Origin of the sequence: Rhizobium sp. WYCCWR 11152 (assembly GCF_013087615.1) — a bacterium.
Taxonomy (GTDB): domain Bacteria; phylum Pseudomonadota; class Alphaproteobacteria; order Rhizobiales; family Rhizobiaceae; genus Rhizobium; species Rhizobium indicum.
Map to the genome: position 1 here is coordinate 163,340 of NZ_JABFCP010000009.1, position 13,516 is coordinate 176,855.

General features: G+C 61.5%; 12 protein-coding genes. 5 read left to right on the top strand and 7 right to left on the bottom strand.

Annotated features, from left to right (window positions below):
• Positions 1-3: 3 nt before the first annotated feature.
• The gene (locus G9X67_RS15890; protein ID WP_171599137.1) at positions 4-654 is read right to left on the bottom strand and encodes a GntR family transcriptional regulator; all 651 of its coding nucleotides are present in this window, start codon (positions 652-654) and stop codon (positions 4-6) included.
• A gap of 178 nt (positions 655-832) precedes the next feature.
• Here G9X67_RS15890 and G9X67_RS15895 point away from each other — a divergent pair, with 178 nt between their 5' ends.
• The 4 genes from G9X67_RS15895 to G9X67_RS15910 all read left to right on the top strand — a co-directional run bounded on the left by G9X67_RS15895 (position 833) and on the right by G9X67_RS15910 (position 6,970).
• A complete protein-coding gene (locus tag G9X67_RS15895; protein ID WP_171599138.1) occupies positions 833-2,257 on the top strand; it encodes a malonyl-CoA decarboxylase in 1,425 nt (474 codons plus the stop codon).
• Entirely contained in the window at positions 2,254-3,768 is a 1,515-nt protein-coding gene (locus tag G9X67_RS15900; RefSeq protein WP_171599139.1) for an AMP-binding protein, read from the top strand. The genes G9X67_RS15895 and G9X67_RS15900 overlap by 4 nt, the downstream gene beginning before the upstream one ends.
• Before the next feature lie 96 nt (positions 3,769-3,864).
• Complete coding sequence (locus G9X67_RS15905; protein WP_171599140.1) at positions 3,865-5,211, top strand: SLC13 family permease; 1,347 nt, start codon at positions 3,865-3,867, stop codon at positions 5,209-5,211.
• 214 nt (positions 5,212-5,425) lie between these two features.
• Positions 5,426-6,970 carry a methionine--tRNA ligase gene (locus G9X67_RS15910; protein WP_171599141.1) on the top strand — a complete coding sequence of 515 codons (1,545 nt, stop codon included), beginning with the start codon at positions 5,426-5,428 and terminating at the stop codon, positions 6,968-6,970.
• A 512-nt stretch (positions 6,971-7,482) separates the two neighbouring features.
• Here G9X67_RS15910 and G9X67_RS15915 read toward each other — a convergent pair.
• The 6 genes from G9X67_RS15915 to G9X67_RS15940 all read right to left on the bottom strand — a co-directional run bounded on the left by G9X67_RS15915 (position 7,483) and on the right by G9X67_RS15940 (position 12,061).
• Complete coding sequence (locus tag G9X67_RS15915; protein WP_171599142.1) at positions 7,483-8,622, bottom strand: PAS domain-containing sensor histidine kinase; 1,140 nt, start codon at positions 8,620-8,622, stop codon at positions 7,483-7,485.
• Positions 8,619-9,410 carry an alpha/beta hydrolase gene (locus tag G9X67_RS15920; protein WP_138328831.1) on the bottom strand — a complete coding sequence of 264 codons (792 nt, stop codon included), beginning with the start codon at positions 9,408-9,410 and terminating at the stop codon, positions 8,619-8,621. The genes G9X67_RS15915 and G9X67_RS15920 overlap by 4 nt, the downstream gene beginning before the upstream one ends.
• Positions 9,411-9,539: 129 nt before the next feature.
• Positions 9,540-10,076, bottom strand: coding sequence for a GXWXG domain-containing protein (locus G9X67_RS15925; RefSeq protein WP_171599143.1), 537 nt, complete (start codon positions 10,074-10,076; stop codon positions 9,540-9,542).
• 114 nt (positions 10,077-10,190) lie between these two features.
• A complete protein-coding gene (locus tag G9X67_RS15930) occupies positions 10,191-10,754 on the bottom strand; it encodes a biotin transporter BioY (protein ID WP_012756299.1) in 564 nt (187 codons plus the stop codon).
• A 24-nt stretch (positions 10,755-10,778) separates the two neighbouring features.
• Positions 10,779-11,387 carry an energy-coupling factor transporter transmembrane protein EcfT gene (locus G9X67_RS15935; RefSeq protein ID WP_138387976.1) on the bottom strand — a complete coding sequence of 203 codons (609 nt, stop codon included), beginning with the start codon at positions 11,385-11,387 and terminating at the stop codon, positions 10,779-10,781.
• The gene (locus tag G9X67_RS15940; protein ID WP_138328828.1) at positions 11,387-12,061 is read right to left on the bottom strand and encodes an ABC transporter ATP-binding protein; all 675 of its coding nucleotides are present in this window, start codon (positions 12,059-12,061) and stop codon (positions 11,387-11,389) included. The genes G9X67_RS15935 and G9X67_RS15940 overlap by 1 nt, the downstream gene beginning before the upstream one ends.
• Positions 12,062-12,179: 118 nt before the next feature.
• On the opposite strand from G9X67_RS15940, the gene G9X67_RS15945 reads away from it, so the two are divergent.
• The gene (locus G9X67_RS15945; protein WP_171599144.1) at positions 12,180-13,370 is read left to right on the top strand and encodes a winged helix-turn-helix domain-containing protein; all 1,191 of its coding nucleotides are present in this window, start codon (positions 12,180-12,182) and stop codon (positions 13,368-13,370) included.
• Positions 13,371-13,516: the final 146 nt, after the last annotated feature.

A 13,516-nucleotide genomic window follows, 5' to 3' on the forward strand; every position in this document is an offset into this window, starting at 1 on the left:
CAATCACCTAGCCGCCATGCTGGCGACCAGATCGCTGAACCTCTCTCCCTGAATGCCGACATGCGTCCGCAGCAGGCGGCGGGCTTCGTCGCCGTCTCCGGCAAAGATCGCGTCGACGATGGCGCAATGTTCTGAGAAGGAGGTCGACAGGCGGTTGCGCACGCGCAGCTGGAGGCGGCGATAGGGCCGCAGGCGGCGGTGCAATTGCAGACATTGCTCCTCCAGGAATTCGCTTCGGCCGGCTGCGTAGATGGCCTTATGGAATTCCTCATTGTCGTAATAATAGGCGTCGCTGTCACCGGCCGCGGCAGATTTCTCACAGCGGCCGTGGGTGGCCGTGATCGCTTCCCGGGAGGCCTCGTCCAGCCGTCGGGCGGCGAGCGACCCGGCCAAGCCCTCCAATTCGGCCATCACCTCGAACATTTCATAGACACGGTGTGGCCCTGGATCGATGACGATGGCGCCTCTGCGCGGTCGGATTTCGATGAGGCCGATCGCATCGAGCTGCATCAGCGCCTCGCGCACCGGTGTGCGGGAGACCCCGAAACGCGTCGCAAGCACCGTTTCGTCGAGCCGCTCACCGGGGGAGAACTCGTTGGAAAGAATTGAGTTTTCAATCTCATCACGAAGCCATCGACCGACATTCTCGGACATTCGTCTCACTTCCCTCATACATAAACGCAATTCTTGTATACACGATCATTGACCTCGTGTACGAAGAATGGCATTCTACATACTACCGGTGAAACCCGACAATGGGAAGCAGCCGTCAAAGCAGCCCGCGAAACCAGCCGGCCCAACAGAAGAGACCAGCGAAAGAGAGGAGAATGGCATGTCTGAGGCTTCCTTCTTCACCGACATGCTGCAGAGCATCACGGATCGCGGACGCCAGCTTCTGTTTTCCGGCGCGCGCGCCACGCAGGTCGCAGCCAAGGCCGATCTCCAGACACTCTGTGAAATGCTGCTATCGAGCCGGGGCGAAGCCTCGGGCATGGCGCTTGCCGCCGAGATCCTCGATCGCTGGGGCGCGCTCGACAGCGAGGGCGCGCAGGCATTCCTCGATATGCTGCATGAAAAGTTCGGGCCCGACACGGTGAGGCTCGACCAGGCAATCGAAAACTACCGCACCGATAAAAGCTCTGCCGCGGTCATTGCCCTCCACCAGGCAGCCGAGCCGCGGCGACAGGAGCTTCTGCGCCGATTGAATCACGCGCCGAACGGCACCGCCAAGCTCGTCCGGATGCGTGAGCAGCTGCTGGCTTCCAAAGACCAATCCGAAGGTTATCACGCGCTTGACGCCGACTTCACGCATCTGTTCGGCTCCTGGTTCAATCGCGGCTTTCTGACGCTGCGGCCCATCGATTGGTCGACGCCGGCCTACATCCTTGAAAAGATTATCAAATACGAGGCCGTGCACGAGATCGCCGGCTGGGAGGAGTTGCGCCGTCGTTTGGCACCGGCCGACCGCCGATGCTTTGCCTTCTTCCACCCCCGACTGGCTGACGAGCCGCTGGTGTTCGTCGAGGTGGCGCTGACACGATCCGTGCCCAGTGCGATCGGCGATGTGCTCGTCGAGGGCAGGGAGCAGATCAATGCCGACGAGGCGACGACGGCCGTCTTCTATTCGATCTCCAACTGCCAGGATGGCTTGCGCGGAATTTCGTTCGGCAACTTCCTGATCAAGCAGGTCGTGGAAGACCTGCGCAGAGACCTGCCTGGCCTCAAGAATTTCGTTACGCTGTCGCCCGTTCCAGGTTTTGCCCGTTGGCTTGCCAAGGCGCGTGCCTCGGCCACCGACCGGTTGCTGCCGGAAGCGGCCCGCGAAACGCTGACGGCGCTGGACGATCCGAACTGGCCCGACGACGAGAAGACGGCGACGGAAGTGGAGCGTGTGTTGCTACCGCTTGCGGCGCGCTATTTCCTGACCGAACGGACACCGGAGAGCCGCCCCGTCGATCCTGTCGCCCGCTTCCATCTCGGCAACGGCGCTCGACTGGAAAGACTGAATTTTCTCGGTGACCGCTCGGCCAAGGCGATGCAGCAGGCCCATGGCCTGATGGTCAACTACCTCTACAAGCTCGACGATATCGTGGCCAACCACGAGGCCTTAGCGCAGCGCGGCGAAGTGATTGCCTCGCCTGCCGTCAAAAGCCTGCTCAGCCAGAACGACGAAAGCCGCCGCGGCGGCAATGGCCAGCAAGGCTCCCGGCCATTCCAACAAATAGTGAACTCAACGCTTGGAGGAGGGCGAAAGTGAGTAACCATCTTTTCGACGCCATGCGGGCGGCTGCGCCCGGTGACGCACCGTTCATCCGGATCGATGACACCCGCACATGGACTTATGACGATGCCTTCGCTCTTTCCGGCCGCATTGCCAGCGCGATGGACGCGCTCGGCATTCGCCCCGGCGACCGGGTGGCGGTGCAAGTCGAGAAAAGCGCCGAGGCATTGATCCTCTATCTCGCCTGTCTTCGAACCGGCGCGGTCTACCTGCCGCTCAACACCGCCTATACGCTGGCTGAGCTCGATTACTTTATCGGCGATGCGGAGCCGCGTTTGGTGGTGGTTGCGTCGGCCGCTCGAGGCGGTGTGGAGACGATCGCCAAGCCCCAGGGCGCCATCGTCGAAACGCTCGATGCCGACGGCAGCGGCTCGTTGCTGGATCTCGCGCGCGATGAGCCGGCCGACTTTGTCGACGCCTCGCGTTCCGCCGATGATCTGGCTGCGATCCTCTACACGTCGGGAACGACGGGACGTTCCAAGGGGGCGATGCTCACACATGGGAACCTGCTCTCGAACGCCCTGACCTTGCGGGATTATTGGCGCGTCACATCAGGCGACCGGCTGATCCATGCCTTGCCGATCTTCCACACGCATGGGCTGTTCGTCGCCACGAATGTCACGCTGCTCGCCGGCGCCTCGATGTTTCTGCTGTCGAAATTCGACGCCGACGAGGTCGTTTCGCTGATGCCGCAGGCAACGATGCTGATGGGCGTGCCGACCTTCTACGTGCGCCTGCTGCAAAGTCCGCGCCTCGACGAGCAAGCGGTAGCCAGCATCCGCCTGTTCATTTCCGGTTCGGCTCCGCTGCTTGCCGAAACCCATACCGAGTTCCACGCGCGTACCGGTCACGCCATTCTCGAGCGCTACGGCATGACGGAAACCAATATGAACACGTCCAACCCCTATGAGGGCAAACGCATTGCCGGAACCGTCGGCTTCCCGCTGCCTGATGTGACGGTGCGCGTCACCGACCCCGCCACCGGGCTCGTGCTGCCGCCTGAAGAAACGGGGATGATCGAGATCAAGGGGCCGAACGTCTTCAAGGGCTATTGGCGCATGCCGGAAAAGACGGCGGCGGAGTTCACGGCAGATGGATTCTTCATCAGCGGCGATCTCGGCAAGATCGACCGGGACGGCTACATCCACATCGTCGGACGCGGCAAGGACCTGGTGATTTCGGGCGGATACAACATCTATCCGAAAGAGGTCGAAGGCGAGATCGACCAGATCGAGGGTGTGGTTGAGAGTGCTGTGATCGGCGTGCCGCATCCCGATTTCGGAGAAGGCGTAACGGCTGTCGTCGTGCGCAAACCCGGCGCCGTCCTCGATGAAAAGACCATCGTCAGCGCCCTCCAGCAACGTCTCGCGCGCTACAAACAGCCCAAACGGGTCATCTTCGCCGACGACCTGCCACGCAACACGATGGGCAAGGTTCAGAAAAACATTCTGCGGCAGCAATACGCCGATCTTTATACCAGGAAGTAAGACGGCTGCGCCCTCTGGGAGGAGGGTGCGTCGACATCCCGCATCAATCTTGAACACAACAACTACGGCGCTGGAGGCGTCGGAGGGAGGGGAATCATGGGTATTGAATTACTGGCCATAGGCCTGCTTGTCGCGATGTTCATCATTGCGACGATCCAGCCGATCAACATGGGTGCGCTCGCCTTTGCCGGCGCCTTCGTGCTCGGCTCGATGGTCATCGGGATGAAAACCACCGACATTTTCGCCGGCTTTCCGAGTGACCTGTTCCTGACGCTCGTCGCCGTCACCTACCTCTTCGCCATAGCGCAGATCAACGGCACGATCGACTGGCTCGTCGAATGTGCCGTCCGCCTGGTGCGCGGGCGGATCGGCTTGATTCCCTGGGTGATGTTCCTGGTCGCCGCCATCATTACCGGTTTCGGTGCACTTGGGCCTGCTGCCGTCGCCATTCTCGCACCTGTCGCCTTGAGCTTTGCCGTGCAGTACCGCATTCACCCGGTCATGATGGGCCTGATGGTGATCCACGGCGCGCAGGCGGGCGGCTTTTCGCCGATCAGCATCTATGGCGGTATCACCAACCAGATCGTTGCGAAGGCCGGCCTGCCTTTCGCGCCGACCTCGCTGTTTCTCTCCAGCTTCTTCTTCAACCTGGCGATCGCGGTGCTGGTCTTCTTCGTTTTCGGCGGCGCCAGGGTGATGAAGCAGGAACCCACATCATTTGGCCCCTTGCCCGAACTCCATCCCGAGGGCGTATCGGAGTCGATCAGAGGTCACGGCGGCACGCCGGCAAAACCGATCAGGGAGCATGCCTATGGCACGGCGGCCGATACCGCGACGACGTTGCGCCTGAACAATGAGAGAATTACCACCTTGATCGGCCTGACGGCGCTCGGTATCGGCGCCCTGGTCTTCAAGTTCAACGTTGGCCTCGTCGCCATGACCGTGGCTGTCGCCCTGGCGCTGCTGTCACCGAAAACTCAGAAGGCGGCAATCGACAAGGTCAGCTGGTCGACCGTGCTGCTGATATCAGGCATCATCACCTATGTCGGCGTCATGGAGAAGGCCGGGACGGTCGACTACGTGGCGAACGGTATATCCAGTCTCGGCATGCCGCTCCTGGTAGCACTCCTGCTTTGCTTTACCGGCGCTATCGTCTCGGCCTTTGCATCCTCGACCGCGCTGCTCGGCGCGATCATCCCGCTCGCCGTCCCATTCCTCCTGCAAGGACATGTCAGCGCCATCGGTGTGGTCTCGGCGATCGCGATCTCGACGACGATCGTCGATACCAGCCCATTTTCCACCAACGGCGCGCTTGTCGTCGCCAATGCACCGGACGACAGGCGGGAGCAGGTGCTGCGACAGTTGCTGATCTACAGCGCCCTGATCGCGATCATCGGCCCGATCGTCGCCTGGTTGGTGTTCGTCGTGCCCGGGCTGGTGTGACGGGCTGGCAACGAGCGCGCTTGTTCGAAGCCGCCCTTGATGGTAAGAAATTTGTATGGACAACACCGTGATCAGCACTGTCGTGATGATGATGCCGCGCTCATAGCGTGGCGGGTTTCGTGCGTCCATAATGCACCAGAGACCGCCCTCGAGGCGGTCTTTTCATGGGTCGATCCGTCTCGCGGGCAATAACAGCCTTCGAAAGGAAATACCGATGAACAAGATCTACATCACCACCTCGATCCCCTATGTGAATGCCGCGCCGCATGTGGGCTTTGCCCTCGAACTGGTCCAGGCCGATGCCTATGCTCGCCATTTCCGCCTTCTCGGCCACGACATCAGGTTCCAGTGCGGAACCGACGACAACAGCCTGAAGAATGTCCGGTCGGCGGAAGCCGCGGGAGTGCAGGTCAAGGACTTCGTGAACGCGAACGCCGACAGGTTCGAGCGCCTCGGCGGCCTGCTCGATATCTCCAACGAGGAATTCGTCCGCACCTCCCGCGATCCAAGGCATATCGCCTGCGTCCATGCCTTGTGGAGGGCATGCGCCGGCAATGGCGAACTCTATCGCAAGGCATATGAGGGTCTCTATTGCGTCGGTTGCGAGCAATTCTACGAGCCGTCGGAACTCGATGATGGGCGCTGCCCGGAACATGGGCTTGCCCTTGAGACCATCCGCGAGGAGAACTGGTTCTTCCGTCTCTCGCGATATGGCGACCGGCTGCTTGAGCTCGTCGAGACCGGCGAGCTTCGGATCGTCCCGGCTCATCGGCGAAATGAAATCCTTGCCCTGCTTCGGCGTGGCCTGACCGACATCAGCGTGTCGCGCAGTGCGGAGCGGGCGCGAGGCTGGGGCGTTCCCGTGCCCGATGGGGATGAGGTCGTCTATGTCTGGTTCGATGCCCTGGCGAACTATCTCACTGGTCTCGGCCACGGGTCCGATCCGACCCTGCTGCAGCACTATTGGAACGGCGGCCAACGCATCCATGTCGTCGGCAAGGGCATCTCCAAGTTCCACGCCATCTACTGGCCGGCCATCCTCTTGTCCGCAGGTCTGCCGCCGCCATCGTCGATCCTCGTGCACGGCTACGTCACGGTAGACGGCCGGAAGATCGGCAAGTCGGCCGGCAACGGCATCGATCCGGAACGCATCATCCAATCCTACGCAACGCCGGACGCACTGCGATATTACCTGCTCCGGCATATACGCTCGGGAGACGATGGCGACTTCTCCGGCGAACGTCTCGAAGCCGCGTGGTCGGGCGAGCTCGCCGGGCAGCTCGGAAATCTCGCCAACCGGGTACTTGCGCTTCTGTCCACGTCATTCGGCGGCATCGTTCCGCCCGTGCCGGACAGCGCGTTCGTGGACCAGGCTGCCCGCCTTCCGGGGAAGGTGGCTGAAGCCTTTGATGCCTACGAGCTCCATCTCGGCCTCGCCGATATTTTTGTGTTTATCGGCGAGGCGAACAGGCGGTTTACAAAATGCGCGCCGTGGGCGGATGCGAAAGCCCTGCTTGCCGATCTCACGCCGGAGGATCGGCAGGCGACCACTGCTCGCCTTGGCGCTTGCCTGGCCGAGCAGGTCTACGGCCTTGCGATCATTGCCCGCTGCCTCCTGCCGTTCCTGCCAAGTTCGGCCGCAAAGCTCCATTCGAGGCTGGGAATACCGTCTCCTCGCCTCTATCGGGACCCCTTGATCGTGGGCGGAGTCAAAACCGCCCCGCAAGCCGTCCTCTTTCCGCAACGCACGGCAGCTTGAAGGGGAACCAGCCCGAGATCCTCTGCGCTGCACCTTAGGCAGCGCAGAGTTTTGACGTGATCCGGAATGTCATGAAAGTTTCATATTCAGGCTATTTTCGGGAGCGGGAAAATAATCTACTATTTTAATCAGGAAACAGGATTTCCTGAAACAAACGAAGGAGACTGATTGAGTATATTTCTTATAACTACCATGCTCATCGCAGGCTTTGGCCTGTTTGCCCTGATCACCGGGGCAGCAGGAGGGCGCACCGCCCGGACCACCGCAAACACCAAGCGCAGGTCGGGCAGTTCAGGAAGCTCCGGCGATGGAGGTGGAGGCTGGTTCGACGCCTCAGGCGACTGTGACGGCGGTGGCGGAGATGGTGGAGGAGGAGACTAAATCAAACTGAAATCGATAGAATGCCCGACCGCCTCAAGGCGGTTTTTTGTTGCCCGGATTCCTGGCTGCCCGGCTGCCGAGGCGGCAATCAACCGGACAGTCGGCCCATACCGGCGCGGCTGCGTTCCCGATCAATCCAAAGGCATCACAAAGGTGAAGCGCGTCTCCTTGTCATCGGAACTGACCGTGATCGTCCCGCCATGGGCGCGGGCGATTTCCGAGGCGATGTGCAGACCCAGCCCCAATCCTCTTTGACTTGTGCCGGCTTCGCCTGTGAAGAAAGGCTGAAAAAGCCGTGTCATCGCGTCGCTGGAAATCGGAGCGCCGCCGTTGGCGATCCAAAGCTCCAGTTTTCCGTCGACAGTTGCCGCCGATAGCCGCACCGGTTCGTCCGGTGTCCCATGGGTCAGGGCATTCGCCAGAAGATTGGACACCAGCTGGCCGATCCGGCCGCTGTCGCAGTTTATCGGCCCATCGAATTCGATCGTCACCTCAATTGCGCGGTCGAGATGACTGAAGCGGAGTTCTTCGATGACCTGCCGCAAGAGCGGCTCGAGATGCTCCGCCCGCCTCTCGAGCGTAATGCCGCCACCCAATCGTCCGCGCGCGAAGTCGAGGACGTTGTCGATCAGGGCAGACATGCGAACGACGCTGCCCTGCATCAAATCGAGAACTTTAATCGCGCGATCGGTCTGCTTCTCTTTTCGGAGCATGCGCGCCGCGGCTGCAATCGAGGCAAGCGGGTTGCGCAGGTCGTGGCCGAGAACAGCAATGAACTCTTCCCGCAACTCGGCGGTTTGCTGTTCGAAGGCGAGTTTGGATTTGATCGTGGCGCCGGCAGCATCGGCGGCTGTGCGCGCGTCGACCAGCTCCCGTTCATAACGGCGACGCTCGGCAGCCTGAAACATCGTCACGCGGGTGAAAAGCAGGGCACCGTCGTCTGCACGTCTTTCCATGGCATTGGCGAGCACAGGCAGCCTTCTGCCGTCCGCCGTCACGAGATCGAGGGCAACCTCATTGAAAAACCCTTGCATGCGCAGCAGAGGCGCAAAATGGGTTTCGTAGAATATACGGCCCGACGTGTTGAGCAGGTCGTGAAGTCGTTTGCCGAGGAGCTGCTCGACAGGGATGCCGATCCAGGTCGACAGCGTTCTGTTGACCTTGACGATGCGCCCGTCCGGCCGCAGCGAAAGATAGCCGCATGGCGCGTTTTCGTACAAGTCCTCAAGGTCTTCCGCCGGCATGAAGATCTGCGTGTCGCTACCGGTCATCGGACGAACCGCCGGATTGCAGATATGACCTCGTCGGGAGCGCTGAGGTTAGGGCAGTGGCCACTCGCGTTCAGCACGACCAATTGACTATTCGGGACCTGCTGATGGACGAATTCGCCGACCTCTTCAGAGGCGATGATATCATCGCGGCATTGAAGGATCAGCGTTCTGGCGGTGACGTTCGGAAGGTCGCTGCGATTGTCTGAGGTGAATGTCACCCGTGCAAACGCCTTGGCGATCTCAGGATCGGTGCGGCAGAAGCTATTGGTCAGCTCTTCGCTAAGTTCTGGTCGATCGGGATTGCCCATGATGACGGGCGCCATAGCGGCAGACCACCCCATGTGGTTGTCGTCCAACGACGTCAGCAGTTCGTCTATGTCTGCCGCGCTGAACCCGCCGATATAGTCATCGTCATTGATATAGCGCGGCGACGGCCCGACAAGGATCAGGCTGTCAAACAGTTCCGGTGCCTGCAGCGAGGCGATGACGCCGATCATTGCGCTGACGGAGTGCCCAACGAACACCGTTTGCGTCAAGCCGAGCGCGCGGCAAATTTCCACGAGGTCATCCGCATAGCCCGCTAATGATGCATATTTCCGGGCATCATAGGCCGTGAGATCGGATCGCCCCGCGCCGACGTGATCGAACAGCACCGTCTTGAAGTCGCCTTCAAAAGCCGGCGCCACGAAACGCCACATATTCTGGTCGCAGCCAAATCCATGCGAAAAGATCATCGCACGCTGGCCATCGCCCCGGACTTGAACATGATTTCGATCGATGACGGTCATCTCGCCCTCTTCCCTGCTTTCATAACATGTTCCGCCTGTTTTGGATCGGGGAAAGATCAGCCCGGCAACGGTTCGATGGCTCTATGCCGCGATGTTCCCGAGGCGGCCGCCCGGCCATTTGCGGCATGCCTAGTCCATCACTTTCCGGAGCTCGAAGAAGAATCGCCGAGGATCGTCGCGCACGCACATCATCCCGGCAATCCCGTCATCGTCAATCCTCCGGAAGTAGTCCACGATCGGCTGTTTGTCGTAGATCATCGCAGCCGTTTCGATGCCGTCGAGCGCCTGAAGCCGCAACGAAGCGGTCGTGCCTCTCGCTCGAAGCACCTTCTGCAGGTACGAGAACCCGTGGCGGGCGACGAACGTCCGGCCAAGGGGCGCCATCTTGATCGCCAGCCCAATGGGTAAGAAATTTGGCTCGATCGCCACGAGCCGGCCCGGTCTCCAGTTGAAGAGCAGGGCGTCCGCCCGCATGTCGGAATGGAAGCGCTTGCCAAACCAGTTGAGATTCTCGAGCACGCCGTCCAGTGGATGGCCCGACGGAATACCGACGCCGCTCCAAAGGCCGACCATGTCCTTCGGCTGGACGGGCTCCAGCGAGCGGAACCAGGCAGCCATCTCCTCCTGCTGGTCGCCTTGCATGGTTTCTCCTTCAAGGACGTTCATTGCGGAAAAATGAAAAGAAGGTTTGGAAAGTTCCCGTTCATGCGGACCGGTCGGAAGCGCAACGGCCCCCGAAGGGGCCGTTGGGGTATTCGCCAGACAAGACAGGCCTATGCGTCAGGCGCGCGACGGCAGCAGGGGATAGCCGACCATGACGGCGCGGCCAAGCAGGGCTGCGACGAAAGCCTTGATCACATCGCCGGGAATGAAGGCCATCGAGCCGACGAAGGCTTTCGTGAAGCCGAGGCCGGCGACGGTGGCGAGATAGGTGATGCCGAAGGCGTAGAGCACGACGATGCCGCCGGCCATGGCGGTGAGGAAGAAGCTCACCGTCTGCACCAGGCCGGATTGCTGATGGTTGACCAGCCGCTCGCTGAGATAGCCGGTGACGAAGGCGGCAAAGATCCAGCCGATCAGGAAGCCGGCCGTCGGCGACGCGAAGATGGCAAGCCCGCCGCGGCCGCCGGAAAGCACCGGCAGGCCGATCGCGACCAGCACCAGCACGATCAGCACGGCAATCGCGCCGCGCCGCGCGCCGAGCACGACGCCGGCCATCATGACGCCGAGGGATTGGGCGGTGATCGGCACCGGAATGAAGCCGAGCGAGATCGGCGGCAGCAGGCCAAGCGCCACGATGATCGCGGCAAAGAGGGCGGTAAGAACGAGGTCGCGAGTGCTCATCTTGAATTCCGTGTTTATCAATCGTTAACTCACATGCCGCCGAATGCCGCGCGCGTCAATCGCCGCGGCGATATTATCCGCATCCTTAAGGGTCAGGATGATCAGCGGCGCAAGTAGCGTCGTCGGCCGCACCTTCAGCCCGCGTGCCTTATGCGCCTCGCGGATCGCCTGATAACGCCCGACGATCTCCGGCACGAAACGCAGCACCAGCCCGAGCGCCAGGCCGATATCGTCGGCCTGCACCCAGCCGGTGCGTTCGAGCGGGCGGGCAAGCGCCGTCACCTCGTCGATGAACTCGGTGATCGACGTCGTCGCCGTCACGGTGGCGGCAAGCAGCATCAGCGCCGTCAGCCGCAGCAGGGGCACGAGCGCCTCCTGCCAGGGATTGAAGATGAGGTTGAAGAGTGCGACGACCGCGATCGTCAGGAAGATCGGCCGCAGCCGCCTGAGCCCATCGGCAAGCGGCAAGCCGACCATCCGGTAGAGAACCGCCGTCAGCAGCACGGCGATCGACAGCAGGATCAGGTTCCCGCTGATGAACAGCACCACGCCGAAGATCGTCAGCGACAACAGTTTTAGCCGCGGCGAAAGCCGGTGCATCACGCTGTTGCCTTCGACATAGAGCGACTGCATCAGGCGGCGATCTCCTTGTAGCGGGCGATCGCTTCGGCAGCCGGCGCATCGGCGGCAAGCCGCCCTTCATGAAACAGCAGCACCCGCTCGAAATCGGCGATCAGCTCCAGATCATGCGTGATGATGATGGCGCTTTCCGGCAGTCCGGCGATAATCCCTTCGACCAGCGCCCGGTTCTTGAGGTCGAGCTGGTTGGTCGGTTCGTCGAGAATGAGAATGCCAGGCCCCGTCGCCAGCACCGAGCAGAGGGCGGCCACCTGCAATTCGCCGCCGGAAAGCTCGTGCGCGCGGCGATCGGCCAGTGCCTCGGCGCCGAAGCGGGCCAGCACGCCCTCGACCTTCGCCTCGATCTCCGCCTTGGTGAAGCCGCGCCGCTTCAGCCCGAAGGCGATGTCGTCCTTGACGATCGGCAGGATGATCTGGTTCTGCGGCGACTGGAAGATGAAACCGACATCGGCCACCGCAGTCTTTTCGTCGCTCGTGTCGCGGCCGTTGACGGTAACGCGGCCGACCGACGGTTTGGCCAATCCATTGATCAACCGCGCGAAAGTCGTCTTGCCCGAACCGTTCAGCCCGATGACGCCGATGCGTTTTCCGCTGATGCCAAGCGTCAGCGGCTGCAGCGCCACCCGTGCCCCGAAACTAACCCCGGCGCCTTCGAAACGAATATCCAAACCAATCCCTCGCATCCATGCGATCCCGCTTCTATACGGGTAATCGAGGGTGATGAAAGAGCAAATTGCGCTGTCGATATCGGGTGGCTAGGAAGATTTTCCGGATTATGATGTGGTCATGACGAATCTGCTTTCCAATTCCGACGCCCGCCGTGTCTTCCTTGCCAAGCAGGGCCTCAGCGCTCCGCCGAACCGCGCCTTGACCAAGGCCGGCCTGCTGCAGCTCATTCATGAACTGGGTTTCGTCCAGGTGGACAGCATCCAGACGGTGGAGCGGGCCCATCATCAGATCCTGTTTTCCCGCAACCAGACCTACAGGCGCGAACATCTGACGGCGCTGCTCGAAAAGGACGGCGCGCTGTTCGAGCACTGGACGCATGATGCTTCCATCCTGCCGAGCGCCTTCTTCGTCTATTGGAAGCACAAGTTCCTTCATCAGGAGAAGGTGCTCATCGAACGCTGGCGCAAATGGCGCGGCGAGGGCTTCGAGGCGGCGTTCGCGGAGACCTATGAGCGCGTTGAGCGCGACGGCGCAATCCTCTCGCGCGATATCAAGGCCGATGGACACGTTTCCGGCGGCTGGTGGAACTGGCATCCGAACAAGACGGCGCTCGAATATTTCTGGCACACCGGCAAGTTCGCCATCGCCGGCCGCTCGAACTTTCAGAAGATCTATGATCTGGCGGAGCGCGTCATCCCGAGCGAGTTCCGCGAGCCTGAGGTGAGCCGCGAGGACTTCGTCGACTGGGCCTGCCGCAGCGCGCTCACCCGGCTCGGCTTCGCCACCCACGGCGAGATATCAGCCTTCTGGAACCTGGTCTCGCCCGATGAGGCCAAGGCCTGGGTATCAGCCCATCGCGACGAACTGATCGAAGTGCTGATCGAACCGGCGCTCGGCGGCAAGGCGCGCCCATCCTGGGCCTTTGCCGATTTCCTCTCGACGCTCGGCACTTACCCCGGTGCTCCGCCACGCATCCGCGTGCTCAGCCCCTTCGACCCGATGATCCGCGACCGCAACCGTACCGAACGCCTGTTCGGCTTCTTCTACCGCATCGAGATCTTCGTGCCCGAGCCGAAGCGTGAATATGGCTACTATGTCTTCCCGCTGCTCGAAGGCGACCGGCTGATCGGCCGCATCGACATGAAGGCGGATCGGAAAAAGTCGACGCTCGACGTCAAGCGGCTGTGGCTGGAGCCGGGTGTGAAACCTTCGGCCGGGCGGCTGGAGAGGCTGGAAGCCGAGCTGGACCGGGTCGCTCGGTTTGCCGGCGTGGAGAAGGTCGTGTTTCTGGAGGGGTGGAGAGGGTAGTCGAACTTCGTCCGATATATCCTGCTCCTACCGAAGAGAAAGGGACCGAGACGTTGCCACGTATCCCTTCTCCCCAGCGGGGAGAAGATGCCGGCAGGCAGATGAGGGGGTGAGCGGCAAAGCCGCGAATGCGCTGAGCGCAAGCG

Bases quoted from the DNA above. Each gene is read 5' to 3' on its own strand.
- G9X67_RS15925 (WP_171599143.1), bottom strand. From the start codon at position 10,076: ATGAACGTCCTTGAAGGAGAAACCATGCAAGGCGACCAGCAGGAGGAG.
- G9X67_RS15890 (WP_171599137.1), bottom strand. From the start codon at position 654: ATGTCCGAGAATGTCGGTCGATGGCTTCGTGATGAGATTGAAAACTCA.
- G9X67_RS15910 (WP_171599141.1), top strand. From the start codon at position 5,426: ATGAACAAGATCTACATCACCACCTCGATCCCCTATGTGAATGCCGCG.
- G9X67_RS15935 (WP_138387976.1), bottom strand. From the start codon at position 11,387: ATGCAGTCGCTCTATGTCGAAGGCAACAGCGTGATGCACCGGCTTTCG.
- G9X67_RS15895 (WP_171599138.1), top strand. From the start codon at position 833: ATGTCTGAGGCTTCCTTCTTCACCGACATGCTGCAGAGCATCACGGAT.
- G9X67_RS15920 (WP_138328831.1), bottom strand. From the start codon at position 9,410: ATGACCGTCATCGATCGAAATCATGTTCAAGTCCGGGGCGATGGCCAG.
- G9X67_RS15905 (WP_171599140.1), top strand. From the start codon at position 3,865: ATGGGTATTGAATTACTGGCCATAGGCCTGCTTGTCGCGATGTTCATC.
- G9X67_RS15945 (WP_171599144.1), top strand. From the start codon at position 12,180: ATGACGAATCTGCTTTCCAATTCCGACGCCCGCCGTGTCTTCCTTGCC.
- G9X67_RS15930 (WP_012756299.1), bottom strand. From the start codon at position 10,754: ATGAGCACTCGCGACCTCGTTCTTACCGCCCTCTTTGCCGCGATCATC.
- G9X67_RS15915 (WP_171599142.1), bottom strand. From the start codon at position 8,622: ATGACCGGTAGCGACACGCAGATCTTCATGCCGGCGGAAGACCTTGAG.